This is a genomic window from Thermophagus xiamenensis, from assembly GCF_900112795.1.
Classification (GTDB): Bacteria; Bacteroidota; Bacteroidia; order Bacteroidales; family Marinilabiliaceae; genus Thermophagus; species Thermophagus xiamenensis.
In genome coordinates this window covers 140,253-160,857 of record NZ_FONA01000002.1, presented here as the reverse complement: position 1 = coordinate 160,857, position 20,605 = coordinate 140,253, and the positions used below count along the sequence as shown (strand labels likewise).

21 protein-coding genes and 1 other RNA gene are annotated in these 20,605 nt (G+C 39.9%); 15 read left to right on the top strand and 7 right to left on the bottom strand.

Annotated features, from left to right (window positions below; translation table 11 throughout):
- Positions 1-5: 5 nt before the first annotated feature.
- The 8 genes from csm2 to BM130_RS01650 all read left to right on the top strand — a co-directional run bounded on the left by csm2 (position 6) and on the right by BM130_RS01650 (position 5,883).
- Entirely contained in the window at positions 6-470 is a 465-nt protein-coding gene (gene csm2, locus BM130_RS01680; RefSeq protein WP_010528690.1) for a type III-A CRISPR-associated protein Csm2, read from the top strand.
- 101 nt (positions 471-571) lie between these two features.
- Entirely contained in the window at positions 572-1,231 is a 660-nt protein-coding gene (gene csm3 / locus BM130_RS01675; RefSeq protein WP_010528689.1) for a type III-A CRISPR-associated RAMP protein Csm3, read from the top strand.
- An 8-nt stretch (positions 1,232-1,239) separates the two neighbouring features.
- Positions 1,240-2,232, top strand: coding sequence for a type III-A CRISPR-associated RAMP protein Csm4 (gene csm4 / locus BM130_RS01670; RefSeq protein WP_010528688.1), 993 nt, complete (start codon positions 1,240-1,242; stop codon positions 2,230-2,232).
- A gap of 6 nt (positions 2,233-2,238) precedes the next feature.
- On the top strand, positions 2,239-3,375 hold the full coding sequence (gene csm5, locus BM130_RS01665; RefSeq protein ID WP_010528687.1) for a type III-A CRISPR-associated RAMP protein Csm5: 1,137 nt from the start codon (positions 2,239-2,241) through the stop codon (positions 3,373-3,375).
- 4 nt (positions 3,376-3,379) lie between these two features.
- Positions 3,380-4,528 carry a Card1-like endonuclease domain-containing protein gene (locus tag BM130_RS01660; protein ID WP_010528686.1) on the top strand — a complete coding sequence of 383 codons (1,149 nt, stop codon included), beginning with the start codon at positions 3,380-3,382 and terminating at the stop codon, positions 4,526-4,528.
- Between the two features lie 9 nt (positions 4,529-4,537).
- Positions 4,538-4,912 carry a hypothetical protein gene (locus tag BM130_RS01655; protein ID WP_010528685.1) on the top strand — a complete coding sequence of 125 codons (375 nt, stop codon included), beginning with the start codon at positions 4,538-4,540 and terminating at the stop codon, positions 4,910-4,912.
- Between the two features lie 32 nt (positions 4,913-4,944).
- A complete protein-coding gene (locus BM130_RS15870; protein ID WP_373419093.1) occupies positions 4,945-5,121 on the top strand; it encodes a hypothetical protein in 177 nt (58 codons plus the stop codon).
- 240 nt (positions 5,122-5,361) lie between these two features.
- On the top strand, positions 5,362-5,883 hold the full coding sequence (locus BM130_RS01650) for a hypothetical protein (RefSeq protein WP_010528684.1): 522 nt from the start codon (positions 5,362-5,364) through the stop codon (positions 5,881-5,883).
- 205 nt (positions 5,884-6,088) lie between these two features.
- On the opposite strand, the gene BM130_RS01645 is transcribed toward BM130_RS01650, so the two are convergent.
- Positions 6,089-7,819, bottom strand: a complete 1,731-nt coding sequence (locus tag BM130_RS01645) for a cellulase family glycosylhydrolase (protein ID WP_010528683.1) — start codon at positions 7,817-7,819, stop codon at positions 6,089-6,091.
- A gap of 223 nt (positions 7,820-8,042) precedes the next feature.
- Here BM130_RS01645 and BM130_RS15220 point away from each other — a divergent pair, with 223 nt between their 5' ends.
- The 4 genes from BM130_RS15220 to BM130_RS01640 all read left to right on the top strand — a co-directional run bounded on the left by BM130_RS15220 (position 8,043) and on the right by BM130_RS01640 (position 9,763).
- Positions 8,043-8,243, top strand: coding sequence for a hypothetical protein (locus tag BM130_RS15220; protein WP_138956949.1), 201 nt, complete (start codon positions 8,043-8,045; stop codon positions 8,241-8,243).
- 16 nt (positions 8,244-8,259) lie between these two features.
- Positions 8,260-8,427: a hypothetical protein gene (locus tag BM130_RS15345; RefSeq protein WP_010528682.1), complete on the top strand. Its 168-nt coding sequence runs from the start codon at positions 8,260-8,262 to the stop codon at positions 8,425-8,427.
- 10 nt (positions 8,428-8,437) lie between these two features.
- A complete protein-coding gene (locus tag BM130_RS15340) occupies positions 8,438-8,575 on the top strand; it encodes a hypothetical protein (RefSeq protein ID WP_157998116.1) in 138 nt (45 codons plus the stop codon).
- 348 nt (positions 8,576-8,923) lie between these two features.
- On the top strand, positions 8,924-9,763 hold the full coding sequence (locus tag BM130_RS01640; protein WP_044138846.1) for a hypothetical protein: 840 nt from the start codon (positions 8,924-8,926) through the stop codon (positions 9,761-9,763).
- 156 nt (positions 9,764-9,919) lie between these two features.
- Here the strand turns inward: BM130_RS01640 and BM130_RS01635 are convergent, their stop codons facing one another.
- From BM130_RS01635 to BM130_RS01625, 3 genes are all read right to left on the bottom strand, one after another.
- Positions 9,920-10,732 (bottom strand): SDR family oxidoreductase, encoded by an 813-nt coding sequence (locus BM130_RS01635; protein WP_010528680.1) that lies wholly within the window; start codon positions 10,730-10,732, stop codon positions 9,920-9,922.
- 445 nt (positions 10,733-11,177) lie between these two features.
- On the bottom strand, positions 11,178-11,843 hold the full coding sequence (locus tag BM130_RS01630) for an NAD-dependent epimerase/dehydratase family protein (RefSeq protein ID WP_202796546.1): 666 nt from the start codon (positions 11,841-11,843) through the stop codon (positions 11,178-11,180).
- Positions 11,844-11,847: 4 nt separating this feature from the next.
- A complete protein-coding gene (locus BM130_RS01625; protein ID WP_029626724.1) occupies positions 11,848-12,855 on the bottom strand; it encodes a zinc-binding alcohol dehydrogenase family protein in 1,008 nt (335 codons plus the stop codon).
- A gap of 1,087 nt (positions 12,856-13,942) precedes the next feature.
- Here BM130_RS01625 and BM130_RS01620 point away from each other — a divergent pair.
- Together BM130_RS01620 and BM130_RS01615 are read left to right on the top strand one after the other, a co-directional pair.
- Complete coding sequence (locus BM130_RS01620) at positions 13,943-14,665, top strand: DUF6088 family protein (protein ID WP_029626631.1); 723 nt, start codon at positions 13,943-13,945, stop codon at positions 14,663-14,665.
- Entirely contained in the window at positions 14,662-15,648 is a 987-nt protein-coding gene (locus BM130_RS01615) for a nucleotidyl transferase AbiEii/AbiGii toxin family protein (RefSeq protein ID WP_010527912.1), read from the top strand. The genes BM130_RS01620 and BM130_RS01615 overlap by 4 nt, the downstream gene beginning before the upstream one ends.
- Before the next feature lie 370 nt (positions 15,649-16,018).
- Here BM130_RS01615 and ssrA read toward each other — a convergent pair.
- The 3 genes from ssrA to BM130_RS01600 all read right to left on the bottom strand — a co-directional run bounded on the left by ssrA (position 16,019) and on the right by BM130_RS01600 (position 18,146).
- Positions 16,019-16,419: a transfer-messenger RNA gene (gene ssrA, locus BM130_RS01610) on the bottom strand.
- A 31-nt stretch (positions 16,420-16,450) separates the two neighbouring features.
- Positions 16,451-17,125, bottom strand: coding sequence for a ribulose-phosphate 3-epimerase (gene rpe / locus BM130_RS01605; protein ID WP_010527913.1), 675 nt, complete (start codon positions 17,123-17,125; stop codon positions 16,451-16,453).
- 151 nt (positions 17,126-17,276) lie between these two features.
- Positions 17,277-18,146 (bottom strand): sigma-70 family RNA polymerase sigma factor, encoded by an 870-nt coding sequence (locus BM130_RS01600; protein WP_010527914.1) that lies wholly within the window; start codon positions 18,144-18,146, stop codon positions 17,277-17,279.
- A 468-nt stretch (positions 18,147-18,614) separates the two neighbouring features.
- On the opposite strand from BM130_RS01600, the gene rho reads away from it, so the two are divergent.
- Positions 18,615-20,414 carry a transcription termination factor Rho gene (rho, locus tag BM130_RS01595; RefSeq protein WP_010527915.1) on the top strand — a complete coding sequence of 600 codons (1,800 nt, stop codon included), beginning with the start codon at positions 18,615-18,617 and terminating at the stop codon, positions 20,412-20,414.
- Positions 20,415-20,605: the final 191 nt, after the last annotated feature.

Here is a 20,605-nt window from a genome sequence, read left to right as displayed (position 1 = left end):
TACTTATGGTACAGAAAGATTTGATATTCAGAAATGAACCCAATACAAAGGGGAGTAAAAGCGGAGCAGGGGGAAAGAATAGTCCTGAAGTCCCTTTTTCAAAACGGTTTAAGGATGAATGGATCACCAAAGGCGTGAACCAGGAAACCGTATCTTTTGCCGACGAATTGGGAAAGTACTTAAAGGAAAATAATTTAACCACTTCCCAAATCCGAAATGTTTTTGGAGAGATTAAGAGAATCCAAATCAAAGGGTATGAACAAGAAAAGCCAAGCTTCTATCTTTTAAAACCTAAGATGGCCTATGCTGCTTCAAGAGTAGATGGTTTTAAAAGTAAGGGTATCAAAGCTTTTAAGGAAGTTTTTGATTTGGCTCACAAAAATGTCATTGACGACAAAACCTATAAAAACTTTGTGGACTTTTTTGAAGCGATCCTGGCTTATCATAAATCTTATGGTGGACGAGACTAATGTATTTCTTTTAATATTTGGAATAAGAGGAAATACTCCAATATGTCGGAATACAAATCTAATAAGTTCCATTAATTCATAACCTGGAAAACTATAGATAAATGAACAAACTGGTAAAAAAGATTTTGGTTTCCGGTGAAATAAAGCTGAAGACCGGATTGCATATCGGGGGTACCAACTCTTCCCTGAATATTGGCGGACCGGATAAGTTTGTGGTTCGTAATCCCCTTTCCAACGAACCTTATATTCCCGGAAGTTCGCTTAAAGGAAAATTGCGTGCTTTACTTGAGCTCGCTGAAGGAACCATACAACAAAACGGTAAAACATGGGGCCCCACGCAGGATAAGACAACCAAAGCAGGTCATCTGTTTGGTACGGCCGATCCCAAAGGGGATGGTCAGCAACCCTCGCGTCTCATAGTGCGTGATGCGCCAATACTGTCGGATATAGAGGAGTTTGTTAATACGGATCTTCCCTACACCGAAGCTAAAACCGAGGTCAATATTTGTCGTATTACTGCTCATGCCAATCCGCGCACATTCGAACGCGTACCTGCCGGTGCACGTTTTAAGCTCGACATGGTGTTAAATGTCTTTAGTGAAGACAACGAGGAGGAATTAATTAACTCATTGAAGAAATCTTTGAATTTGTTGGAGGATGACTATCTGGGAGGTCAGGGCTCGCGCGGTTATGGTCAGGTCGAAATAACCGATTTGCAGTTTACCCCTAAAGAGATGGCGGAGTACGAACCTAAAAATTAATTTTCGGGATGTTGAAACAAACCGTTTTTAAACTTCATTTTACCGGTCCGTTGCACATAGGGAAGGGTCTCGGCGAAGCCTACGATACCACCGATTCGCTGCTGCATTCCGACACCATTTCGGGTTTCATTGCCTCTCTGTTTTGTTTGAAAAACAATGATGGTAATGATGTACTCGATTTTATGCAAAGCTATCGGGTGAGCTCGGCATTCCCTTTCTATCGGTCAAACTATTTTCTTCCGCTGCCGGTTTCTGCCACGGAAATATTGAATGTGTTGGATACCGAGAAACCTAAAGCCGGTAAGATGATCAAAAAAATTGAATATGTCCCTCTGAACGGGTGGAAAAAATTGGCAACGGGACAAGCCCTCGATGTCAAGAAAGAGAAACTCTCACCTTGCGGTAAGATTTTATTCCCCGAGGATGTGGAGGCGGTATCGGTCTTTAAAGATAATCTGGAGCAACGGGTAAGCGTATCCCGCGACGGCGAAAGCGATGCCGTTCCTTTCTATTTCGAAAAACGGTATTTTGTTAAGGACGGTGGCCTCTATTTTTTTTGCGAAGCATCGCCCGAAGTGACCGACCGCATAGAAGAGATTTTGATGTTTGGACAAGGCATTGGAATAGGTACCGACAAGAGCGTGGGTAACGGACAGTATGAAGTGACACGAGACACCATTGAAATGGAGTGGACAACTGAGGAAGCCGACAGATACCAGCTCATCTCTCTCTATTGTCCGCAAAAAGAGGAACTGATCAATGTCGAAATGGAGAAAAACGACTATCAGCTGGTAAAACGCGGAGGCTTTATTGCCGGCACAACCCTCGATAAGTTTCGGCACCTTCGAAAAAAATCGGTTTATATGTTCACCGAAGGGTCGATATTCCGAAGCCACAAGCCCATAGGAAAAATAGAGAATGTCAGACCGCAATGGAACGATGAGTTGCTGCATCCCGTCTATCGGGACGGCCGTGCCTTTTGTTTACCGGTTAAAATTTAATGCATTATGCCTCAGGTAGAAATAACCACTTTAAACCCGGTTCATGTAGGAAACGGTGTTTTCCTGCAAAAAAATATTGAGTTAATAATAAAAAACGAAGATGGTGAACGGTTGGCAGGCGTCATCGACGACCGTAAAGTGTTGGCCATTATTGGCGAAGAAAATATTGATAAGTGGGTGGCTATGATCGATGCGGGTGAGAGCCTGGTGAACTTAATTAAACCCCGCAAGCCCGACTTCGTGTTAGATGATATTTGTCGCCGAGCCATCCTAATGGATGCCGATGGGTATAATTTTCAATCTTTGAAAGAACAGCTCCGTGACGGTTTGGGACGACCTTATATTCCCGGGTCAACCATAAAAGGGGCTATCCGGTCGGCCATTTTTAACCGGGAAATTAGGAAAAACGGAAAACCGATAAATAAAGAAAAGGTTGTTTTTAAAGATAGAAAAAATAGAAACTATGCCACAGCGGCTGAGCTTGAAAAAGAGCTGTTTGGCGATGGTCCCCAAAAGGACCTTTTCCGTTTTTTGTTGATTGGCGATGCCCCGTTTGTTGGGGATGCCACCATAGCCCTGCCTATGAAAAGTCTAAATATCGTAGGAGATGGAAGGTCGGTAAAACTCGATACCAAAACACAGCAATTGGTGGAAGCCATTGATGCCGAACGGACATCGGTCTTTAATATTAAACTGAACCATCAATTACTGGAAGAAAATAACCTTAAAGGAAAGATCAATAAATATCCCGAATGGCTGAAAGATTTAAAAACCCTTTTTCAATGGGTCAACGAAAACACGTTGCTGTTGATTAACAAAGAAATTGATTTTTGGGAGGAGTATGAGGAACATGATAGGGTTGAAGATTATTTAGAACAATTGCACGAGCTAAAAGAGACAACAGAAAATTGTTCCGAAGGATCATGTGTTTTACGCATGGGTGCCGGAGTGGGATGGAGCTTTATTAACGGCTTATGGGTGAAAGAGGAATCACTTGTATCAGAAGAATTGTATCAGGAATTGGTGTCGTTAACTCGGCCCCAAAATTCCCGATATAGTCAATATCCATTTCCCAAGACCAGGCGAGTGGCCGACTCGCAATATTTTGAGCTGCCCGGATTTGTTAAATTGAAATTAATTTAAGTTTATGTCAAAAATTTTGGTAAGTCTGGTATCTGAACAAACCATTCCCAACGTTGAACTCATAAAGGAATTTAAAAACGATATTGATCAATTACTTTTTATTACCACCGCCAGGATGGAGGCCAATGGTCAAGACCAATGGATTATTGATGCTGCCGATGCCCGGAACATCCCGTTACATAAAATTGTGGTTAACGCTTTTGAGCCTTCCGATATTTTGGCAAAATTAAATGCTTATCCCTTTAGTCAGGATGATGAATATATTGTTAACATTACCGGTGGCACCAAGCTAATGTCGTTGATGGTACACAGTTTTTTTCAGAATTTGGCGCATACACAAATTTATTATGTTACCGGGCAAAATAAAGTTTATCTGAAACTTTATCCCATAGAAGAGGGTAATGGTCATTTAACCATGCAGCACCGCATAACGCTCGATGAGTATCTTAAGGCTTATGGCTTTGAGATAAAAAAATCGGTTCAGACTTGTGCTTATTCACATGATTATATTGAGCACTTCCTGCAGAAATTTATGGAGGCAGAGGACTACCATTTTGAGGCCATCGGTAACCTGAGAAACCTTCGCAACAAAGCCCGTAAAAAAACTGTTGAAATTTACGACCCTCAGATCGGGGAATTTTTAGATGATTTCGACTTTATTCCTAAGATTAAGGGGTCTCTGACCAAATCAGAAATCAATTTTCTTACTGGCGAGTGGTTCGAGTGGCTCACCTACTACCGCGTGAAAAACGACCTTCAGCTCGATGCCGCCCAAATAGGGCTCGGGTATAAGCTTTTTAAGGGTACCGTGGATAACGAACTGGATGTGCTTTTTGTTCATAACAATAAGCTCTACACCATAGAATGTAAAACCGGCATTACCGCCAGGGAATATACCCCCGATGGAAAAGAAAAAATACGAAATCTGTTGTCCGAAATAGTTTATAAATCCGATTCTCTGCAAAACAAATTGGGCCTATTTGTCAATGCCTCGGTGTTTATCCTTTCCGAAATATATCAGGAGGATGGAGTGACCCCCATACAAAATTTAAAACCTGGTTTGGAGCGGGCTCAGCAGATGAATATTAATGTTTTTGGACGAAAGGATATTTTATCGGGGAAAACTGTTCGGGAATTATTAAATATTCAATAATAGCATTATATGTTGATTAATTTGAGTAATCATCCCTCTTCGGGATGGGGAGACCAACAACTATCGGCAGCCAAACAATGGGGGAAAATCATTGATCTTCCTTTTCCGACAATTGATCCCGGGATGGATGATGAGGGTGTCCGACAACTGGCCACGGAATATCTCGGCCGCATTGATGATTTAATCAAAAGGGAAGAGGGGCCTCATGCCATTCACCTGATGGGGGAACATACTTTTTGTTTTGTTTTGGCAACCCTTCTGCAGCAGCGACAAATCACCTGCGTGGTTGCCACCACCCATCGTCAGGTTACCTACGATGCCAACGGAGATAAAGTCACCCGCTTTGGTTTTGTGCAGTTTCGGCCTTATCCGAAAATTGGTTAAAACCATTTTAGGGGCAGTTTTTTGAAGGCGAACTGGAAAGGCATCCAAATCTCGCCATTGGATTTGTTGACAAAGTCTTTATATCCGAGAATTTAATTCGTCGTTATCAGTTGAAGCCCAAAATGAACATAAAAGGACTTGCAGTAAGGGCTTTCGATAAAAAAAAGAAATCATGGGGATGGGCAGCCTTTAAGATTGAGCCTTTATAAAGATATTGGTGGAAAAGATAAGTTATGATAATTAAAAGTTGCCAGCTAATAAGGAATAGTTTTATTTATTTGTTTTTCAGTAAATAAATAATTAATTTAACTACCGATGAGTTATCCGGGTCACGTAATGTAGTGAAACATTATGTAAATACTAAACTATTAGTTGGGAAACATTTATTTTAACCGATGCAAATCTGTTGCAGCGAAAAACGTTTCCTTTATTGAAAAAGAGTATTGAACATGGGAAAAAATGGTTATTATGCATCGGAAACTCGACCGGATGTTTGTCCTTACTGCAATGCCTTTGATTCTGTAATTACCTTAACACAGGAAGAGCTTTGTCAGCAAAGTTATTTTAAAGGGTTGCCTTACTATGTTGCCTGGCGCTGTGAAAAATGTAAGCAACCTCTTCTGAAAAGCTATTCGGGTGGGGTTTTTATGGGTAAGAAGATCGATCCGAATAACAACCGGGTAAAATTTCGTTTTTTGTTAACTCTGAAGGAGAGGAATGTCTCTTTTCTGGATAACTATTCTGTCCTGTATTCAGTTATTAGTGAGGTGCAAAAGGTACGTTTTTATGATCACATGGACATATTTTATCTCTCAACCAAAACATCGCCTTATCAGGGACGATGGTATTTCTATTTATCTTACCCTTCATCGGGGGTGTTGGTTCATTTTACCGGGAAGCTTCTATCGGGTGAAATGATAATGAAAAAAGCATTGGAGTTGCTTGACCTAAATATTAGCGTCTGTTGGTAATTTTAGCTAAAGTGGTGGACTTTGGCATTTATTTTTTTAGTGCGTGATTTTTTATTTCTAAAGGTTGTAGCTTTTTTTAAGTGTTAATAATACTGCATTTTATCTATCAATGTTCTTTGAATCGATTGATGGTTGATTTATGTATGACAATGTATGCCTGGTAATGATGTTCGAAATGTGGGAGAGAGGAATTAAAAATGCTGGGTTATAAAACAAAGATTTTTTGATGAAGCGTTCGTCCGTTTTCTAAAGTTATAACCGTCAGGTAGTATCCATGTGATAATTGGGCAATACTCAACTGCCCTTGCGGGGAATAAAACGATTTTTGTAAAAGAGTCCGTCCCGTGATATCTAATATCTTCACGTTATCTACAGGGTTTTCAGATACAAAATAGAGGACATTCTGAACAGGATTTGGATATAATTTAATATTGACTTCAGGTGGCGAATGAACGGCCACATCTATGGATATTTTTTCCAGCTTTATCTGTTTTAGTTCTATCCGTGCATTTACAAGGCCAACATCCAGCACTATTCTGCTGTTGGCATCGGACGGCTCTTGCATGCTGAAGGAAAAGGAGGTCAGAGTAGGGGTGTCGTTCAGGGCCAGTTGAAAGGTGCCGCTGTATGAAGTCCAGGGCGAGGAGGCTTTCCCCACATAGACCGGAATATTAATGGAATTATCGGCTTGGGCAAGGATGGATAGACGGTACATCGCCCCTTGCTCCAGATTTATTCCTGTTTTAACTGCCTGGGCATGCCATGCTTCGGTACCGGTAACTTCCGTTTCGATGATTAATGACTGATCTTCATGAAACATATTACCGTTGGCCCCCCCTTGCGTATAAAAACTCCACCCGTCTGCATCTTCGGTGAAGTTGGACTCATACACACTGAGATAATCAACCGGAGTTGGCTCAGGCATAGTATTATTCAGTAATGCATCGACCAACGGCTGATAAAACTCTTCCGTATCTGGGTTATAGATCCCAAAGCCGGCGCTGAATTCCCAGTAAGCCCAGCTAAATACTTGCTGCTCAAACCATCGGGCCAGGAAGGTGGTCCAGCGTGCGCGTGATGCCATGTCGGCCTTGCTGTAGGCACCAAACTCACCAATGTGTACAGGAATATTATGGGTTTGGGAAAAGTTGAGCAATGGCTGAAACTCATTCCTTACGGTTTCCCGTTCTGCTTCTGTGTCGAACCATTGTGTGCCCAGCCAGTTTTGAGCTTCCTCGCCGGCCCATTCAGCACCCTGGTGTGTAAACTGAAACGGGTTGTAATAATGAACCGTCAATATGAGGTTGTCGTCATCCGGAAGTTGAAGGTCGGGTAATCCGGCCAGGCCACCGTAATTGGCCAATCCCATTAAAACCGTTCGATCAGGATTGGTTTGGCGAATCACCTCAAGTGCCTCGGCAAAATAAGTATTCCATAATTGGGGTGTTAAACTGCCATGCGGCTCGTTCAGAACCTCAAAGAGAAGGTCATCCGGATAATTTTTGAAATATTCGGCAATTTGTGCCCATTGCGCCAGAAACCGTGCTTTTTCCCCCTCAGGGTCGGCATATAGCGCTTCGTGGTGGTGCATGTTAATGATAATCATTAATCCCTCTGCCAGTGCTTTGTCAACCACAGCCTTTATTCTTTCCAGAAAATCGGCTGATATGGTATAAGGGGCTTCTGACATGCTACGTTCTTCGGGTTCCCAACGAACAGGCAAGCGGACGTGCTGGAAACCCAATTCTGCCATGATTTCAAAATATTCAGGTTTCCAGGGATTGCCCCATGCTTCTTCACTTGGAGCTTCAAACGCATTTCCCATGTTGATTCCCCGTCCCAGACGTTGGTTGATCTCAAAGGCTGAAGAACTCTGAGATAAGCTTAGGGTTGCTAAACCCCAAAATAAGAGTATTGTTAATGTCGACCGTGTCATAAATAAATGGATTTGATGTGTTTGCTGTACACTAAGATAGTTTATTTTCGGAATTTACTCAAATGATATTGTAAATGGCCGGTCTGGCATTATCGCTGTGGTGATAGCATTCCTCCTGTCGTTTCTGTTGCTGTCGCAAGCAGATGTTTGGGGATTCTGCCGGTTTTGGACAGGGCGCCGGCAAGTTTTTATGGCTTCCTGCCCGCCAGCGTAGTGTTAACCATTGCCAGGAGAGGGCCGTATTCTGGCAGGAAGTGGTAAAACCTCGGCAGGACGACCCATACCCTGGCAGGAAGGTGTAAATATGCGGCAGGAAGGTGTGAAAGAGCGGCAGGAGAGTACGATAGTCAGCAGGAGCGCTCAACGTGCGGATAGGATGAGCTATTCTTTGGCAGGAATATCCAAATTTGGTTTTAAATACTGAGCTGATTTACCAGGGTATGGAAATCCCAAAGCTGGAATCCGATACCACAAGCTATGGTATTAAATTCGGTGGATTAAAGATGACAAAAGACTTTTTTGGCAACCCTATCCGTGGGAATATTATTGGAGCTATCGTACCTGATGCAAAACAGCGGTGTGATTCCGATGCAACCTTAATATCGTAAAAAGAATATTATGGAATCAACTGAAAACTGTATTGTTTATCCTAATCCGGTAAATGATTTTCTTTTTGTTAAAGGGATAAAGAATCAGGCAAATTATGTTTTGTTGGGTATTGATGGTGCAGTAATAAAAACGGGAAAACTTAATTAACGTTTGACTATTTATGCGGGATGGGTGAGCAAAAACATCTTGTCTAACTGTATTTTCGTTATGGTTACCGGCTCGGATGATATCAGATTTTTTACGATTTGTCCGGGTTCTATCATAAATTATCGGTTTGTAAGATGAAGTTATTTCGGAATTTATTGGATGTTGTTATTCATATCAACATATCATGTCAATTAGAGGGGAATATCTCGTTACCTGTGAGGTTTTATTACCACAATTCCCAAAGATAAGATTTTTGAATGCAAGTTGGTTGCACTCGACTTTGTTACATTTGAGAAAATAATTTGAATAATTACTTTTTTAAAGAAAAGAATAAATAAAATGGTTGTTATGAAAGAAATGGTTGTTTTTTCTCTTTTTGTGTTTTTTCTTTTTACCTCTTGTTCACCGGTTTATTATCAGGTTTTTGAAGCCGAGCCAACGACTGAGGACATCATTAAGCAAACCAATGCTTTGGTGTATGAGGATGAAAACTGTAGAATTTCTTATGATTTTTGGGATGAGTATGGTGATATGAGCTTTAGGGTTGTAAATAAAACCGAGCAAATGCTTTATTTGGATTTGGGAAAGAGTTTTTTTGTTTTAAACGGCAGGGCATACGATTATTATCAGCAGCGAGTGTTTTCTTTTACGTCCGGGACTTCCGTGAGCAGCACTAAAGGTGCCTTAGCATCAAAAAGTTTGACGGGGATGGATTATACCGGTTGGCTTTTAAGTGGAACTCTATCTTCGCAAGTTGCTACTGCCATGGCAGCTTCGAAAAGTAATTCGGTTTCTATTATTGAAAAGCAGATTATTTGTATTCCGGCACAAACATCCAAAAAGATATCCGAATTTTCAATTTATGATTCTCGCATTCGCGATTGTGATTTATTACTTTTTCCCAAACGTAAAGAGGTGAGTACGATAAAATTCACTATTGACAACAGTCCGGTTGTTTTTGAGAATAGATTGGTTTACCGTATGGGTGACGGTCCCGAACAGAGTCTAATACATCGTTTTTTTGTGTCGGGTATAACCAATATGCATAAAAATAAGTTTATAGGATTAAAGACAGAGACATTCTGCGGTCAGGAAGGAGTTAACGAAAAAGAATATTTTAGATATTCTTCCCCCGATAAATTCTATATTTCCTACGAAAAAACCGGATTGGTAAATTGGAAGCATTAAGAATAGATTTAAAAAGTCTGAGTTTTACTTTTTAGTATTCTGTGTAGCGATAGAAAATGCCCGGTGGAACTTTGTGAAATAATTTCTTACAAGTATTTTCATAGAGTTCCACTGAGTTTTTGCATTTTCAAGTTGTAGAGTATACTAATAGTTTGTTTATTTTCCCATAAAAAGCTCTGCAACATTATGTCTGAAAGCTTCATCCCCAACTTCGAGTCTTTGGACATACATCTCTTTGGCATCGGCACCGGCCACATATCTTAAAGTTGATTTTCCGTCGGTGGCTGCTTCGAAAACCACCTCAGCAATCTGTTCTGCGGTTGAGTAGTTCTTGGATCTTTGCGGGTCCATAAATACCGACAATACTTTATTTATTTGTTGGTCGTAGGCATCATGTTGTGTTAACACCAATGAACGCCCCGAAAAGTCGGTGGTAATTCCGCCCGGTGACACCGTTTTAACAGTAATGCCAAAATCTTTAAGCTCAAAGGCCAGACTTTCACTAAAACCTTCCAGCGCCCATTTGGTGGCGTGATAAACCGAATTAAAAGGCAAGGTCACCAATCCGCCAATAGAGGTGGTGGTAATAAAAATGCCGGATTTGTTTTCCCGGAAATGCGGTAAAAAAGATTGCATCACGCGCATTACTCCCAACAGATTGGTGTTTATTTGGTTGACAATTTGTGCATCCGTTGCACCTTCAAAGGGTCCGGCTAATCCGTATCCCGCATTGTTGAAGACCACATCTATCCCGGAAAGTGCAAGTGCCTTCCGGGTGGTGGTTTTTATTTGTTCGACGTTTGTGACATCTAACGGAAGCAGGGTAATGTTTTCTATTTCCGTTAGTTCTGTTTCTTTTTCCGGTTTACGCATGGTTGCGATGACATTCCACCCCTTTTGTGCAAAAAGTTTGGCTGACGCTTTTCCTAATCCTGATGAAGCCCCGGTAATAAATATGGTTTTTTGCATGTCTGATAATTTTTAATTAATGACTGATTGAGATTGGTTTTTTGTTTTCCGGATTAAACCCGAAAAATGTATTAGAAAATCTATTACGAATTAAAATTGCTGCCAATCAAGTCGCAAGCTAATTTATCTCAATTCACCATAGCGATGCTATGTCTCATTTCAACAAGTTCCTGATTGATTGCACTTTTAATTCTCATGACGAAGTTCTAATGCATAATTCGGATTAAAAAGCTTTTCACTTTTCTGTTAAATAGAAGCAAGAGGTCAGAGGCCGGAAGTCAACACATGTACTCAAACTACCTATTTCTATCTACTATATTCTATAACCTAACAACTATTCTTCTTTTGATGGAAGGCGTTATGCTCGCTTTAATGACTTAAAAAAAACTTAACCATTGTCCGGATGTCAATTTGGTTATCATCCACCTTTCAGGATGAATTCCAATCAATCAATGGCCAGTTCATTGACCAGATGATTATCTAAAATTTTAGTAAAACTACCTGTCAGAACACTGTTAATCATGGCTTGCCCCACCTTGACACTGGTGGTGTTGTTTTTATTTTTTTCCAAAAGCGGGTAAAAAGGACGCATAAGAGCATAAATGGTATTTACCCAGGTGGTTTTGGATTTGACGCCTTTTTTAGGAATTACCATTTGTAAACGAAACATATAGGCATCTTTAAAACCCATGTTGAGGATTAAGTTTTCCGTTTTACCTTTCACGCGCGCCCACATCACTTTTCCTTTTTCGGTGCGGTCGGTCCCTTTCCCCGAAACATAATTGAATACCATCTGCGGATTAATCAGGAACAGCGTTTTGGCCAGGGCTTCCGTAATATCATAGGTATAACGATGATATTCATTCTCTTTCATGCCTAAGGATGAAACTCCCATGCAATGAAAGCAGGCATCATATCCTTTTAAATGGTCTTTGATGGCACTGAAATCAAAAAAATCGTTGTGAATGACTTCTGTTAATTTGGGATGTTTAATTGATAAATGGCGCCTGTTGATAACCAAAATTTTTTCGACCTTGGGCGACTCTAAGCATTCGAGAAGGACACCTTGTCCTACCATTCCTGTTGAGCCCGTTATAATTACTTTCATCATTCTGTTAAAATCCTTCCAGTACAATTTTTCCTTTGGCTTTCCCGGTCTCCATGAAAGCATGCGCTTTACGTAAGTTTTCGGCGTTGATGGTTCCGAAATTTTCGCCCAAAGTGGTACGAATGATTCCATGGTCGATTAATTCGGCAACCTTGTTTAAAATGTTGTGCTGCTCAATCATATCCTCTGTCTGGAACATGGAGCGAGTGAACATTAGCTCGATGTGTGTTGAAACGGCTTTCACTTTAAACGGCATGACATTTAATGATGTGGGGTCATCTATAAAGCCGAATCTGCCTTGTGGTTTAATCAATTTAATTATTTCACTGATGTGTTGTTCCGTAGCATTTAAGCTTACTACGTATTCGGGCTCCGGTAAATTGTGCTTTTTAAACTCATCACTCAGCTTGTTTCGGTGATTGATGACGGCATCGGCGCCCAATTCTTTTAACCAGGCGGTAGTTTCCGGACGGGAAGCGGTACCGATAATTTTCAGTTTAGTAAGTTTTTTGGCCAATTGCACGAGGATGGAACCCACACCTCCGGCAGCACCAATAACTAAAATCGATTTGCCGGCATCGTTGTTGCCAACCTGTAAGCGGTCGAAGAGCATCTCCCAGGCTGTCAGGGTGGTTAAAGGAAGCGCAGCTGCTTCGGCAAACGACAAGCTTTTGGGTTTTACACCCACAATACGTTCGTCTACCGGCTGGTATTGGGCATAACTTCCCTGACGTGTCAAGTCGCCTGCGTACCATACCTCATCACCAACCTTAAAAAGGGTGACCTTTTCGCCCACTTCTTTAACAATGCCGGCAGCATCCCAGCCAATGACATTCCAGTCATCCCCCTCCACGGGACGCCCAATTCGGACTTTATAATCCACCGGATTTACTGAAATGGCTTTGACTTCTACCAAAATATCTCTTCCTGCGGCTTTGGGCGTCTTTATTTCTATGTCTTGCAGAGATTTTACATCTTCTATGGGAAGATTCTGTTTGTATCCTATTGCTTTCATTCGTATATAATTTATTTAACTCATTGGCCGAATGGAACTCGCATGACAAAGAATTTTATACATTCTCTTTTGTGAAAATCTCTCATTGTCATGCTCGTTTTATTCGTATAAAATTTACTTATTTCGTTGATATACTGCCTCTTATAAGCAGTCGTTAGTGGTTAGTCGTTAGTTACTAGTTATTTTACACTAACCACTTGTTAACTAATAACTAATCACTTCTTCTGCCTTCTGCCTGTGCACTTCTGCCTTGGACTATTTTATACATGTTCTTTTGTGGCAACAGCCGCCATGCTCGTTTCATTAGTATATAATTTATCTAATTCATTGGTCTAATGGAACTCGCATGACAAAGAATTTTATACATTCTCTTTTGTGAAAATCTCTCATTGTCATGCTCGTTTCATCAGTATAAATTTTACTTACTTTATTGATATATTGGTTCTTAAAAGTAATTGTTAGTGGTTAGTCATTAGTGGTTAGTAGTTAGTAATTAGTTAATCAACACTTGTCACTAATGACAGTTGACTAATGACTAATCACTTCTTCTGCCTTCTGCCTGTGCACTTCTGCCTTTGTCTTTTTAAGTTCCTTTTAACGATTAAGCTTTCTTATAGCCCACCAGCTTATTGGCCTAACAACCTAATTGCCTAACAGCCTAACGGCCTAACGGCCTATTGACCTATTGGCCTAACTTCTCCTTGCGGGAAAAATATTTTATTGTGCACTTCCGCAGGTAAAGAAAAGATTAAAATAACAGACATTAATACAGGCCCTTAAGCAAAACAATAGATATGCAAAAGAGTTTAGAGATTTGAGTTTAATAGGGGCTAAATTTATTTTAATCCTTTGATTAGGGCGAAAAGCATTTTGGTTTGCAAAAGTTAACGTATCTAATAAGTCATCTAGTTTATTGGTTACCCTCTTTTTTGTTTTGATAACAGTTTACTATGTTGTAAAAAACATAGATAGAGATGTTTAACTTCCGGTTGTTTTTACAAAGTATGTCAAGTAAAATGTGCAAAAAACTTGACATTAATTTTTTAAAACGTAACTTTGTGAAAGTTTAACAGAAACGGTTTTATTTATGAAGATTGCAGAGAAGATTAAGAAAAAAATAAAACGTATGCCGGAAGGGACTACGTTTAAATATCAACAATTGGATCTATCAAAAACTGAATATAGTGGAGCTGCCAAAGCAATTGAACGGCTAATTAATGAGGGCGTTATAAAACGAATAACCAAAGGAGTATTTTATAAACCTAAGAAATCAGTTTTTGGGGAGCTAAGGCCGACGGAAACAGAAATTATAAAACCTTATTTATATGAACAGGGTAAGAGAATTGCTTATATTACAGGAACAGTTCTTTATAACAATATGGGGGTGACAACGCAGGTTCCGAAAATAGTTAAAATTGCCAGTCGGAGCAAACGTATATATATTGATTCAGGTAGTATAAAAGCAAAACCTGTAAAAAGTTACATTGATGTTACTGAAGGAAATTATTCACTGCTCGAAATATTGGATGTATTAAAGGACTTTACCAAAATACCTGACTTGGACAAAGAAAGCGGAATTCGGTTTTTGAAGGATAAACTAAATGGCTTATCTGAAAAGGAAACAAATATGTTGGTTAAATATGCCTTAAAATACCCACCCCGTGTCAGGGCATTTCTGGGAGCATTATTAAACGAAATAACCGGACAGGAAAACAGAAATTTAAAACAAAGCCTGAATCCGTTGACCACATACCGTTTCAATTTAAACGAAGACACTTTAAAAACTGCTCCTAACTGGAACATAAAATGAAGTTACATGAAAACCAAGAACTTTTTCGGGAAGCTGTATTAGCTACTTCCCAAATGATGGAAATACCCGAGATTTATGTTGAAAAAGACTATTGGGTCACACTTGCATTGTATAGGATTTTTCATTCTGAAATGGCAAAGGAAATAGTTTTTAAGGGAGGTACAGCACTTTCAAAATGTTACAAATTAATAGAAAGGTTTTCGGAGGATATTGATGTCGTTGTTCTGAGGAAGGAAGGAGAAAACGACAATCAAATGAAGAAAAAAATTAGAGCAGCAGGAAAAATTGTTGAGGCTGTCATGCCTGAAATTGCCATTCCCGGCTTAACCAATAAAATGGGAAATATCAGAAAAACAGTTCATCAATATGAAAAACTTTTCGATGGTAATTTTGGTCAGGTTCGCGAACATATCGTTTTTGAGGCTACATGGCTTGGAAGTTTTGAACCATTCACGAGAGGGTTCATAAGTAGTTATATTGGTGATATGATGAAACGAAACCAACTAAATGATTTAATATTTGAATATGGTTTGGACGCTTTTGAGCTTCAGGTTTTAAGCAAAGAGAGAACTATTTGTGAAAAAATTATGAGTCTTGCCCGGTTCTCATTTATGGAGAATCCTTATGAAAATTTAGCCAATAAAATTCGTCACATTTATGATATTCACATGATGCTGAAAAACAAGGAAATCAATTCCTTTTTTAAGAGTGAGCAGTTTGATGAAATGATGATGAAAGTAGGTAATGATGATTTTATTAGCTATAAAAACAATAACGAGTGGTTAAAAACACATCCCTCAGAAGCAATTATTTTCTGTAACCCGGAAAAGACTTGGGAAAATATTAAATTTGTTTATCGGACAAAATTCAGAGAGTTGGTTATTGGGAAATTGCCAAGGGAGGTAGAGTTAATTGAATCTTTGAAAACAGTATTTAACCGTCTTCAACAAGTTAAATGGAATCCACAATTTCCTGTAGTTTGAAAATGATATTTTTGTGTCGTCAGAGAGCGCATATAAAGCTGCATGTTCCTAATTAATGCAAAATATTTGATTCGTTAAAAAAACAGATAAATAAAGAAGTGAAAAAATAGTTTAATTTTTAACTTATTTTTATCCTGAACTTTTCTGGAAATAGAATCATTACCTTCCCCGCAAGTTTTTAGAGATACTCTTAATAATTTGCGTTAGTTTAAATTAATTTTTTGTGGCTAAAATTTACATTATAAAAATTGAAAATCTGCCATTTTTATTTATGGAGGGTACCTGTTTCCTTTTTATTTTCGCAAATACTCAGGGATTTATTAGGAAATAAAAAATAAAGATTCCATCAGATTTGATGGAGTTTTCTAATGAGTGGAGCTGCCGGGAATCGAACCCGGGTCCAGACAAGGAAGCCATAAGCTTTCTACATGCTTAGTCGTTTTTTGGTTTTCGTGATTGGTCTGGGAAACGACACCCGAACCAACCCTTAGCTCCTTAAATTTCGCCTGAAGATCGGAGCCCTCTTCAGACTAGTTCCGGTTTACCTGCACCTCCTGATCGGAGCGCCCCGAAACAACGGCCTCCGGGAGATGTCTCGTCCCGTCCCCTTGGGTCGGGATTAAGCTTAATCTACTATGCTTCGATTAAGCAGCGAGAGCGTAATTGTTTTCGCCAGTTAAAAGTCTGAGTCCTGGGATTAACGAGCCAGCCACCCAACGCTCGGCATGCTTACTTACCACTTTACCCTGCTGTCAAGTCCATGTCAGCCCCGGTTTTGTGGAACTGCAAAGTTAATACAATTTCATGATTTGTCAACCGTTTTGGCCCTGTGATTTTTTAGTTGAGCAATGGTTTGAAGGGGGTCGGATGAGTTGAAAATGAAGCTTCCGGAGACTAAAACGTCAGCACCCGCACGATAGAGATTGGCCGCATTGTCTAAAGTTACGCCCCCATCTACTTCGATAAGCGCCTTGCTATTGCTTTTGTCTACCATATTTCTAAGGCGCTCAATCTTCCGATAGGTGTTTTCAATGAATTGCTGTCCGCCAAAGCCTGGATTTACTGACATAATAAGCACCAAATCTACCATCTCAATGATATCATCCAGCAGGTGTACCGGAGTATGAGGGTTAAGCGTAACTCCGGCTTTCATGCCGTTTTTATGAATTTCTTCGACGGTACGATGGAGATGTGTAGAGGCTTCGAGGTGGACATTTAGCAAATCTGCACCTGCCTTTTTAAAAGCTTCAATGTAACGTTCGGGTTGAACAATCATTAAATGAACGTCAAGGGGTTTTTTCGCCAATTTATTGACTGCTTCCACAACCGGAATACCAAACGAAATGTTGGGAACAAATACTCCATCCATTATGTCGAGGTGAAACCAGTCGGCTTCGCTTCGGTTCACCATTTCAATGTCTTTTGCCAAATTTGTAAAGTCTGCTGACAACAATGACGGTGCCACCATTTTGCTCATAAATCTCTTGTTTTATTTGGGGTAATTTAATTTCCGGCAATTTTAAGAAAAAATTTTTCAAATAAATAGCAAACCGGTTGAGGAGAGACAATAGATCATGGGGCAGAGTTATTATTTTTTATTCTGTTATCGGAATGGTTAAGTTTTTTAATTAATCCTCATTAATGAGGTTTCGTAAAATACGACTTCGGTAGGTGTTTTTAAGACGTTTAATGGCCTTTTCTTTGATTTGGCGCACTCTTTCGCGCGTAAGGTTAAACAATTTACCAATTTCTTCCAGTGAGTAGGGCGGTTCACCATGTAATCCGTAATAAAGTCTGATAATATCAGCTTCACGAGAAGAGAGAGTAGATAACGAGCGATCAATTTCTTTGCGAAGAGAATCATCAACGAGGTGAGAATCTGGTTGTCCGCTGCTATCCGACAGCAAGACGTCGTAAAGGGTATTATCATCATCGGGTTTAAGTGGCGCATCCATTGATATGTGCTTGTGCGAAGCTTTTAAGGCCTCTTTAACATCTTTAGGCGCCATATCCAGCAACTCGGCAATCTCTTCGGAAGTTGGTTCCCGTTGATATTCTTGCTCCAATTGGGCAAAGGCATTGTTTACTTTGTTAACACTCCCAATTTTGTTTAACGGTAACCTTACAATACGAGCCTGTTCGGCTAAAGCTTGTAAAATCGATTGGCGAATCCACCATACGGCATAAGAAATAAACTTAAATCCTCTGGTTTCATCAAAACGTTGTGCTGCTTTGATGAGGCCAAGGTTGCCTTCATTGATGAGGTCGGGTAAGCTTAGACCTTGATTTTGGTATTGTTTAGCTACTGATACTACAAATCTGAGATTGGCATTAATTAAGAGCGTAAGGGCTTTTTCATCGCCTTGTTTAATTCTTCGGGCCAGGGCAACCTCTTCTTCGGCAGTAATCAACTGAACCTTGCCGATTTCATGGAGGTATTTGTCCAAAGAGGGCGACTCTCGGTTGGTTACCTGTTTGGTAATTTTTAATTGTCTCATAAAAGTAAAATTCAGAAATTTAGGGTTTGTAATATTAACAAAAATTTTACTATTCTGTTTAATACAATCCGTTTTTTTGGTGATTTTAAGGTGAGAAGAAGATAAAAGTATCGGCTTTTATGTTTTACGGTTTGGATTTGTTGATTAATGTTTGGTTAAAGCGGCATAATAAAAAAACAGTTTTACCGGAAATAAAATCTGGCATTGCAGCAGAAAAGTACGGCAAATCCATAAAATATGATTGCCTAAGGATGGAATAAATTATTGAAATAAATTTTGCAGGTTAATAGATAATGCTCTATCTTTGTCAGGAAATTTCATTTCGGATAGCCGTTCGTTTGCTAATCCTGATTATTTCCCTGACATTAAAAATCTTCGGTTCAGATATTAGTTCCGTTATCCCAATCAGATTCTAATGTTTAAATAACAACATAAAATCCTTTTTTAAATTATTAGCAGAAAATACATATGCTTGATATTATTGAATTAAACAGCAAAAAGCTTGTTGAATTGCGTCAAATTGCCAAAGAGCTTGGCATCCGGCGTGTCGAATCTTATAAAAAACAAGATCTCATTTATCGAATTTTGGACGAACAAGCTATTCGGGAGCCCGAAAGAATAGAAAAATCTAAAAACGAAGAAAAAAAGAAGAGCGAAGAAGATGGTTCTCAAACCGAAAAAAGGAGTCGAAGGGTACGTTCTTCCCGAAAAGATGCCGGAAAAAACAAAAGTTCTGCCGATAAGGTAGAGGATAAAAAACAGGCTGATGAGAAAACCTCTGCAGAGGTTGAGCAAAAGAAAGTTGCTCCTTCCGATAAGGCGGGAACAGAAAAACAACAGGCCGAAGAGAAAAGTAAGGACCAAAAGGCTGAAACTGTTGAAGCTCCCGTGTCTGATGCCAAAGAACCAAAAGCTGATAAAGATGCTGATGCGGCTTCATCTGACGAAGACAAATCTTCAGGTTCTGTTCAGTCCGATAAAAGTGCGGAACCGGCTCAGGCTTCCCGGAAGCAACAAGATAAGAGACATCAGCGTAACGATAAGGGACAAAACAATAAAGATCAGCAGTCGGCTCATCAGCAACGCAAACAACGACACGATAAGCAAAATCAACAAGACAATAAACTTAATGACAAAGCTTTCGAATTTGAGGGTATAGTTACTGCATCGGGAGTGTTAGAAATTATGCCCGATGGATACGGTTTCCTCAGATCTTCCGATTACAATTATTTTAATTCGCCGGATGATATCTATGTTTCTCAGTCGCAAATAAAGCTTTTTGGGCTGAAAACCGGTGATACTGTCGAAGGAAGTATCCGCCCGCCTAAAGAAGGCGAAAAATATTTCCCTTTAATTAAGGTGGAATCCATCAATGGACGGTCACCTGAATATGTTCGGGACCGGGTTCCTTTTGATCATTTGATCCCTGTATTTCCCGATGAAAAGTTTAATTTAACCGATGGTCCATACAGCAATATATCCACCCGTATTGTGGACATGTTTGCGCCAATTGGTAAAGGACAGCGGGGACTGATAGTGGCACAGCCCAAAACAGGTAAAACCGTTTTGCTTAAGGATGTGGCCAATGCCATAGCTTCTAATCACCCTGAAGTTTACATGATCATCCTGCTTATCGATGAACGCCCCGAGGAAGTTACCGATATGGCCCGCAGCGTTAATGCCGAAGTTATTTCTTCCACTTTTGATGAGCCGGCCGAACGCCACGTGAAGGTTGCCAACATTGTTCTGGAAAAAGCCAAACGTATGGTGGAATGCGGTCATGATGTGGTGATATTACTCGATTCAATTACCCGTTTGGCCAGGGCCTATAACACTGTGTCGCCTGCTTCAGGAAAAGTGTTATCCGGTGGAGTCGATGCTAACGCATTACATAAACCAAAGCGTTTCTTCGGTGCGGCTCGTAACATCGAAGGAGGTGGTTCGCTGACAATCCTGGCTACTGCTCTTACCGATACCGGATCTAAAATGGATGATGTTATCTTTGAAGAGTTTAAAGGTACCGGTAACATGGAGCTGCAACTCGACCGTCGTTTGTCTAATAAACGCATCTATCCTTCAGTGGATATTAATGCTTCCAGTACACGCCGCGAAGAGTTGCTCATGGATAAAGATACCTTGAACCGCATTTGGATATTACGGAACTACCTCTCGGATATGAATCCCATTGAGGCGATGGAGTTTTTGAAAGACCGTATGCTCAAAACCAAATCCAATGAGGAATTCCTCATTTCAATGAATGACGGATAAAGAGAGCTTACAAACATAGATGTAAGATTAATAGATGTGAGATGGTTAGAATGTTTAAATTTCTAATCTGATAAAGATAAAAGGAAGGTCACCGGTCGATGGTGGCCTTTTTTTATCTTTACAAATTATAAATAACAATCATTTGTTAAAAATGTAATCTTCATATTGCAAAATTACGTAAGGTTTGTATA

Coding starts and splice junctions, on each gene's coding strand:
- csm2 (WP_010528690.1), top strand. CDS start 6: ATGGTACAGAAAGATTTGATATTCAGAAATGAACCCAATACAAAGGGG.
- csm3 (WP_010528689.1), top strand. CDS start 572: ATGAACAAACTGGTAAAAAAGATTTTGGTTTCCGGTGAAATAAAGCTG.
- csm4 (WP_010528688.1), top strand. CDS start 1,240: ATGTTGAAACAAACCGTTTTTAAACTTCATTTTACCGGTCCGTTGCAC.
- csm5 (WP_010528687.1), top strand. CDS start 2,239: ATGCCTCAGGTAGAAATAACCACTTTAAACCCGGTTCATGTAGGAAAC.
- BM130_RS01660 (WP_010528686.1), top strand. CDS start 3,380: ATGTCAAAAATTTTGGTAAGTCTGGTATCTGAACAAACCATTCCCAAC.
- BM130_RS01655 (WP_010528685.1), top strand. CDS start 4,538: ATGTTGATTAATTTGAGTAATCATCCCTCTTCGGGATGGGGAGACCAA.
- BM130_RS01650 (WP_010528684.1), top strand. CDS start 5,362: ATGGGAAAAAATGGTTATTATGCATCGGAAACTCGACCGGATGTTTGT.
- BM130_RS01645 (WP_010528683.1), bottom strand. CDS start 7,819: ATGACACGGTCGACATTAACAATACTCTTATTTTGGGGTTTAGCAACC.
- BM130_RS15345 (WP_010528682.1), top strand. CDS start 8,260: ATGGAAATCCCAAAGCTGGAATCCGATACCACAAGCTATGGTATTAAA.
- BM130_RS15340 (WP_157998116.1), top strand. CDS start 8,438: ATGGAATCAACTGAAAACTGTATTGTTTATCCTAATCCGGTAAATGAT.
- BM130_RS01640 (WP_044138846.1), top strand. CDS start 8,924: ATGAAAGAAATGGTTGTTTTTTCTCTTTTTGTGTTTTTTCTTTTTACC.
- BM130_RS01635 (WP_010528680.1), bottom strand. CDS start 10,732: ATGCAAAAAACCATATTTATTACCGGGGCTTCATCAGGATTAGGAAAA.
- BM130_RS01630 (WP_202796546.1), bottom strand. CDS start 11,843: ATGATGAAAGTAATTATAACGGGCTCAACAGGAATGGTAGGACAAGGT.
- BM130_RS01625 (WP_029626724.1), bottom strand. CDS start 12,855: ATGAAAGCAATAGGATACAAACAGAATCTTCCCATAGAAGATGTAAAA.
- BM130_RS01620 (WP_029626631.1), top strand. CDS start 13,943: ATGAAGATTGCAGAGAAGATTAAGAAAAAAATAAAACGTATGCCGGAA.
- BM130_RS01615 (WP_010527912.1), top strand. CDS start 14,662: ATGAAGTTACATGAAAACCAAGAACTTTTTCGGGAAGCTGTATTAGCT.
- rpe (WP_010527913.1), bottom strand. CDS start 17,125: ATGAGCAAAATGGTGGCACCGTCATTGTTGTCAGCAGACTTTACAAAT.
- BM130_RS01600 (WP_010527914.1), bottom strand. CDS start 18,146: ATGAGACAATTAAAAATTACCAAACAGGTAACCAACCGAGAGTCGCCC.
- rho (WP_010527915.1), top strand. CDS start 18,615: ATGCTTGATATTATTGAATTAAACAGCAAAAAGCTTGTTGAATTGCGT.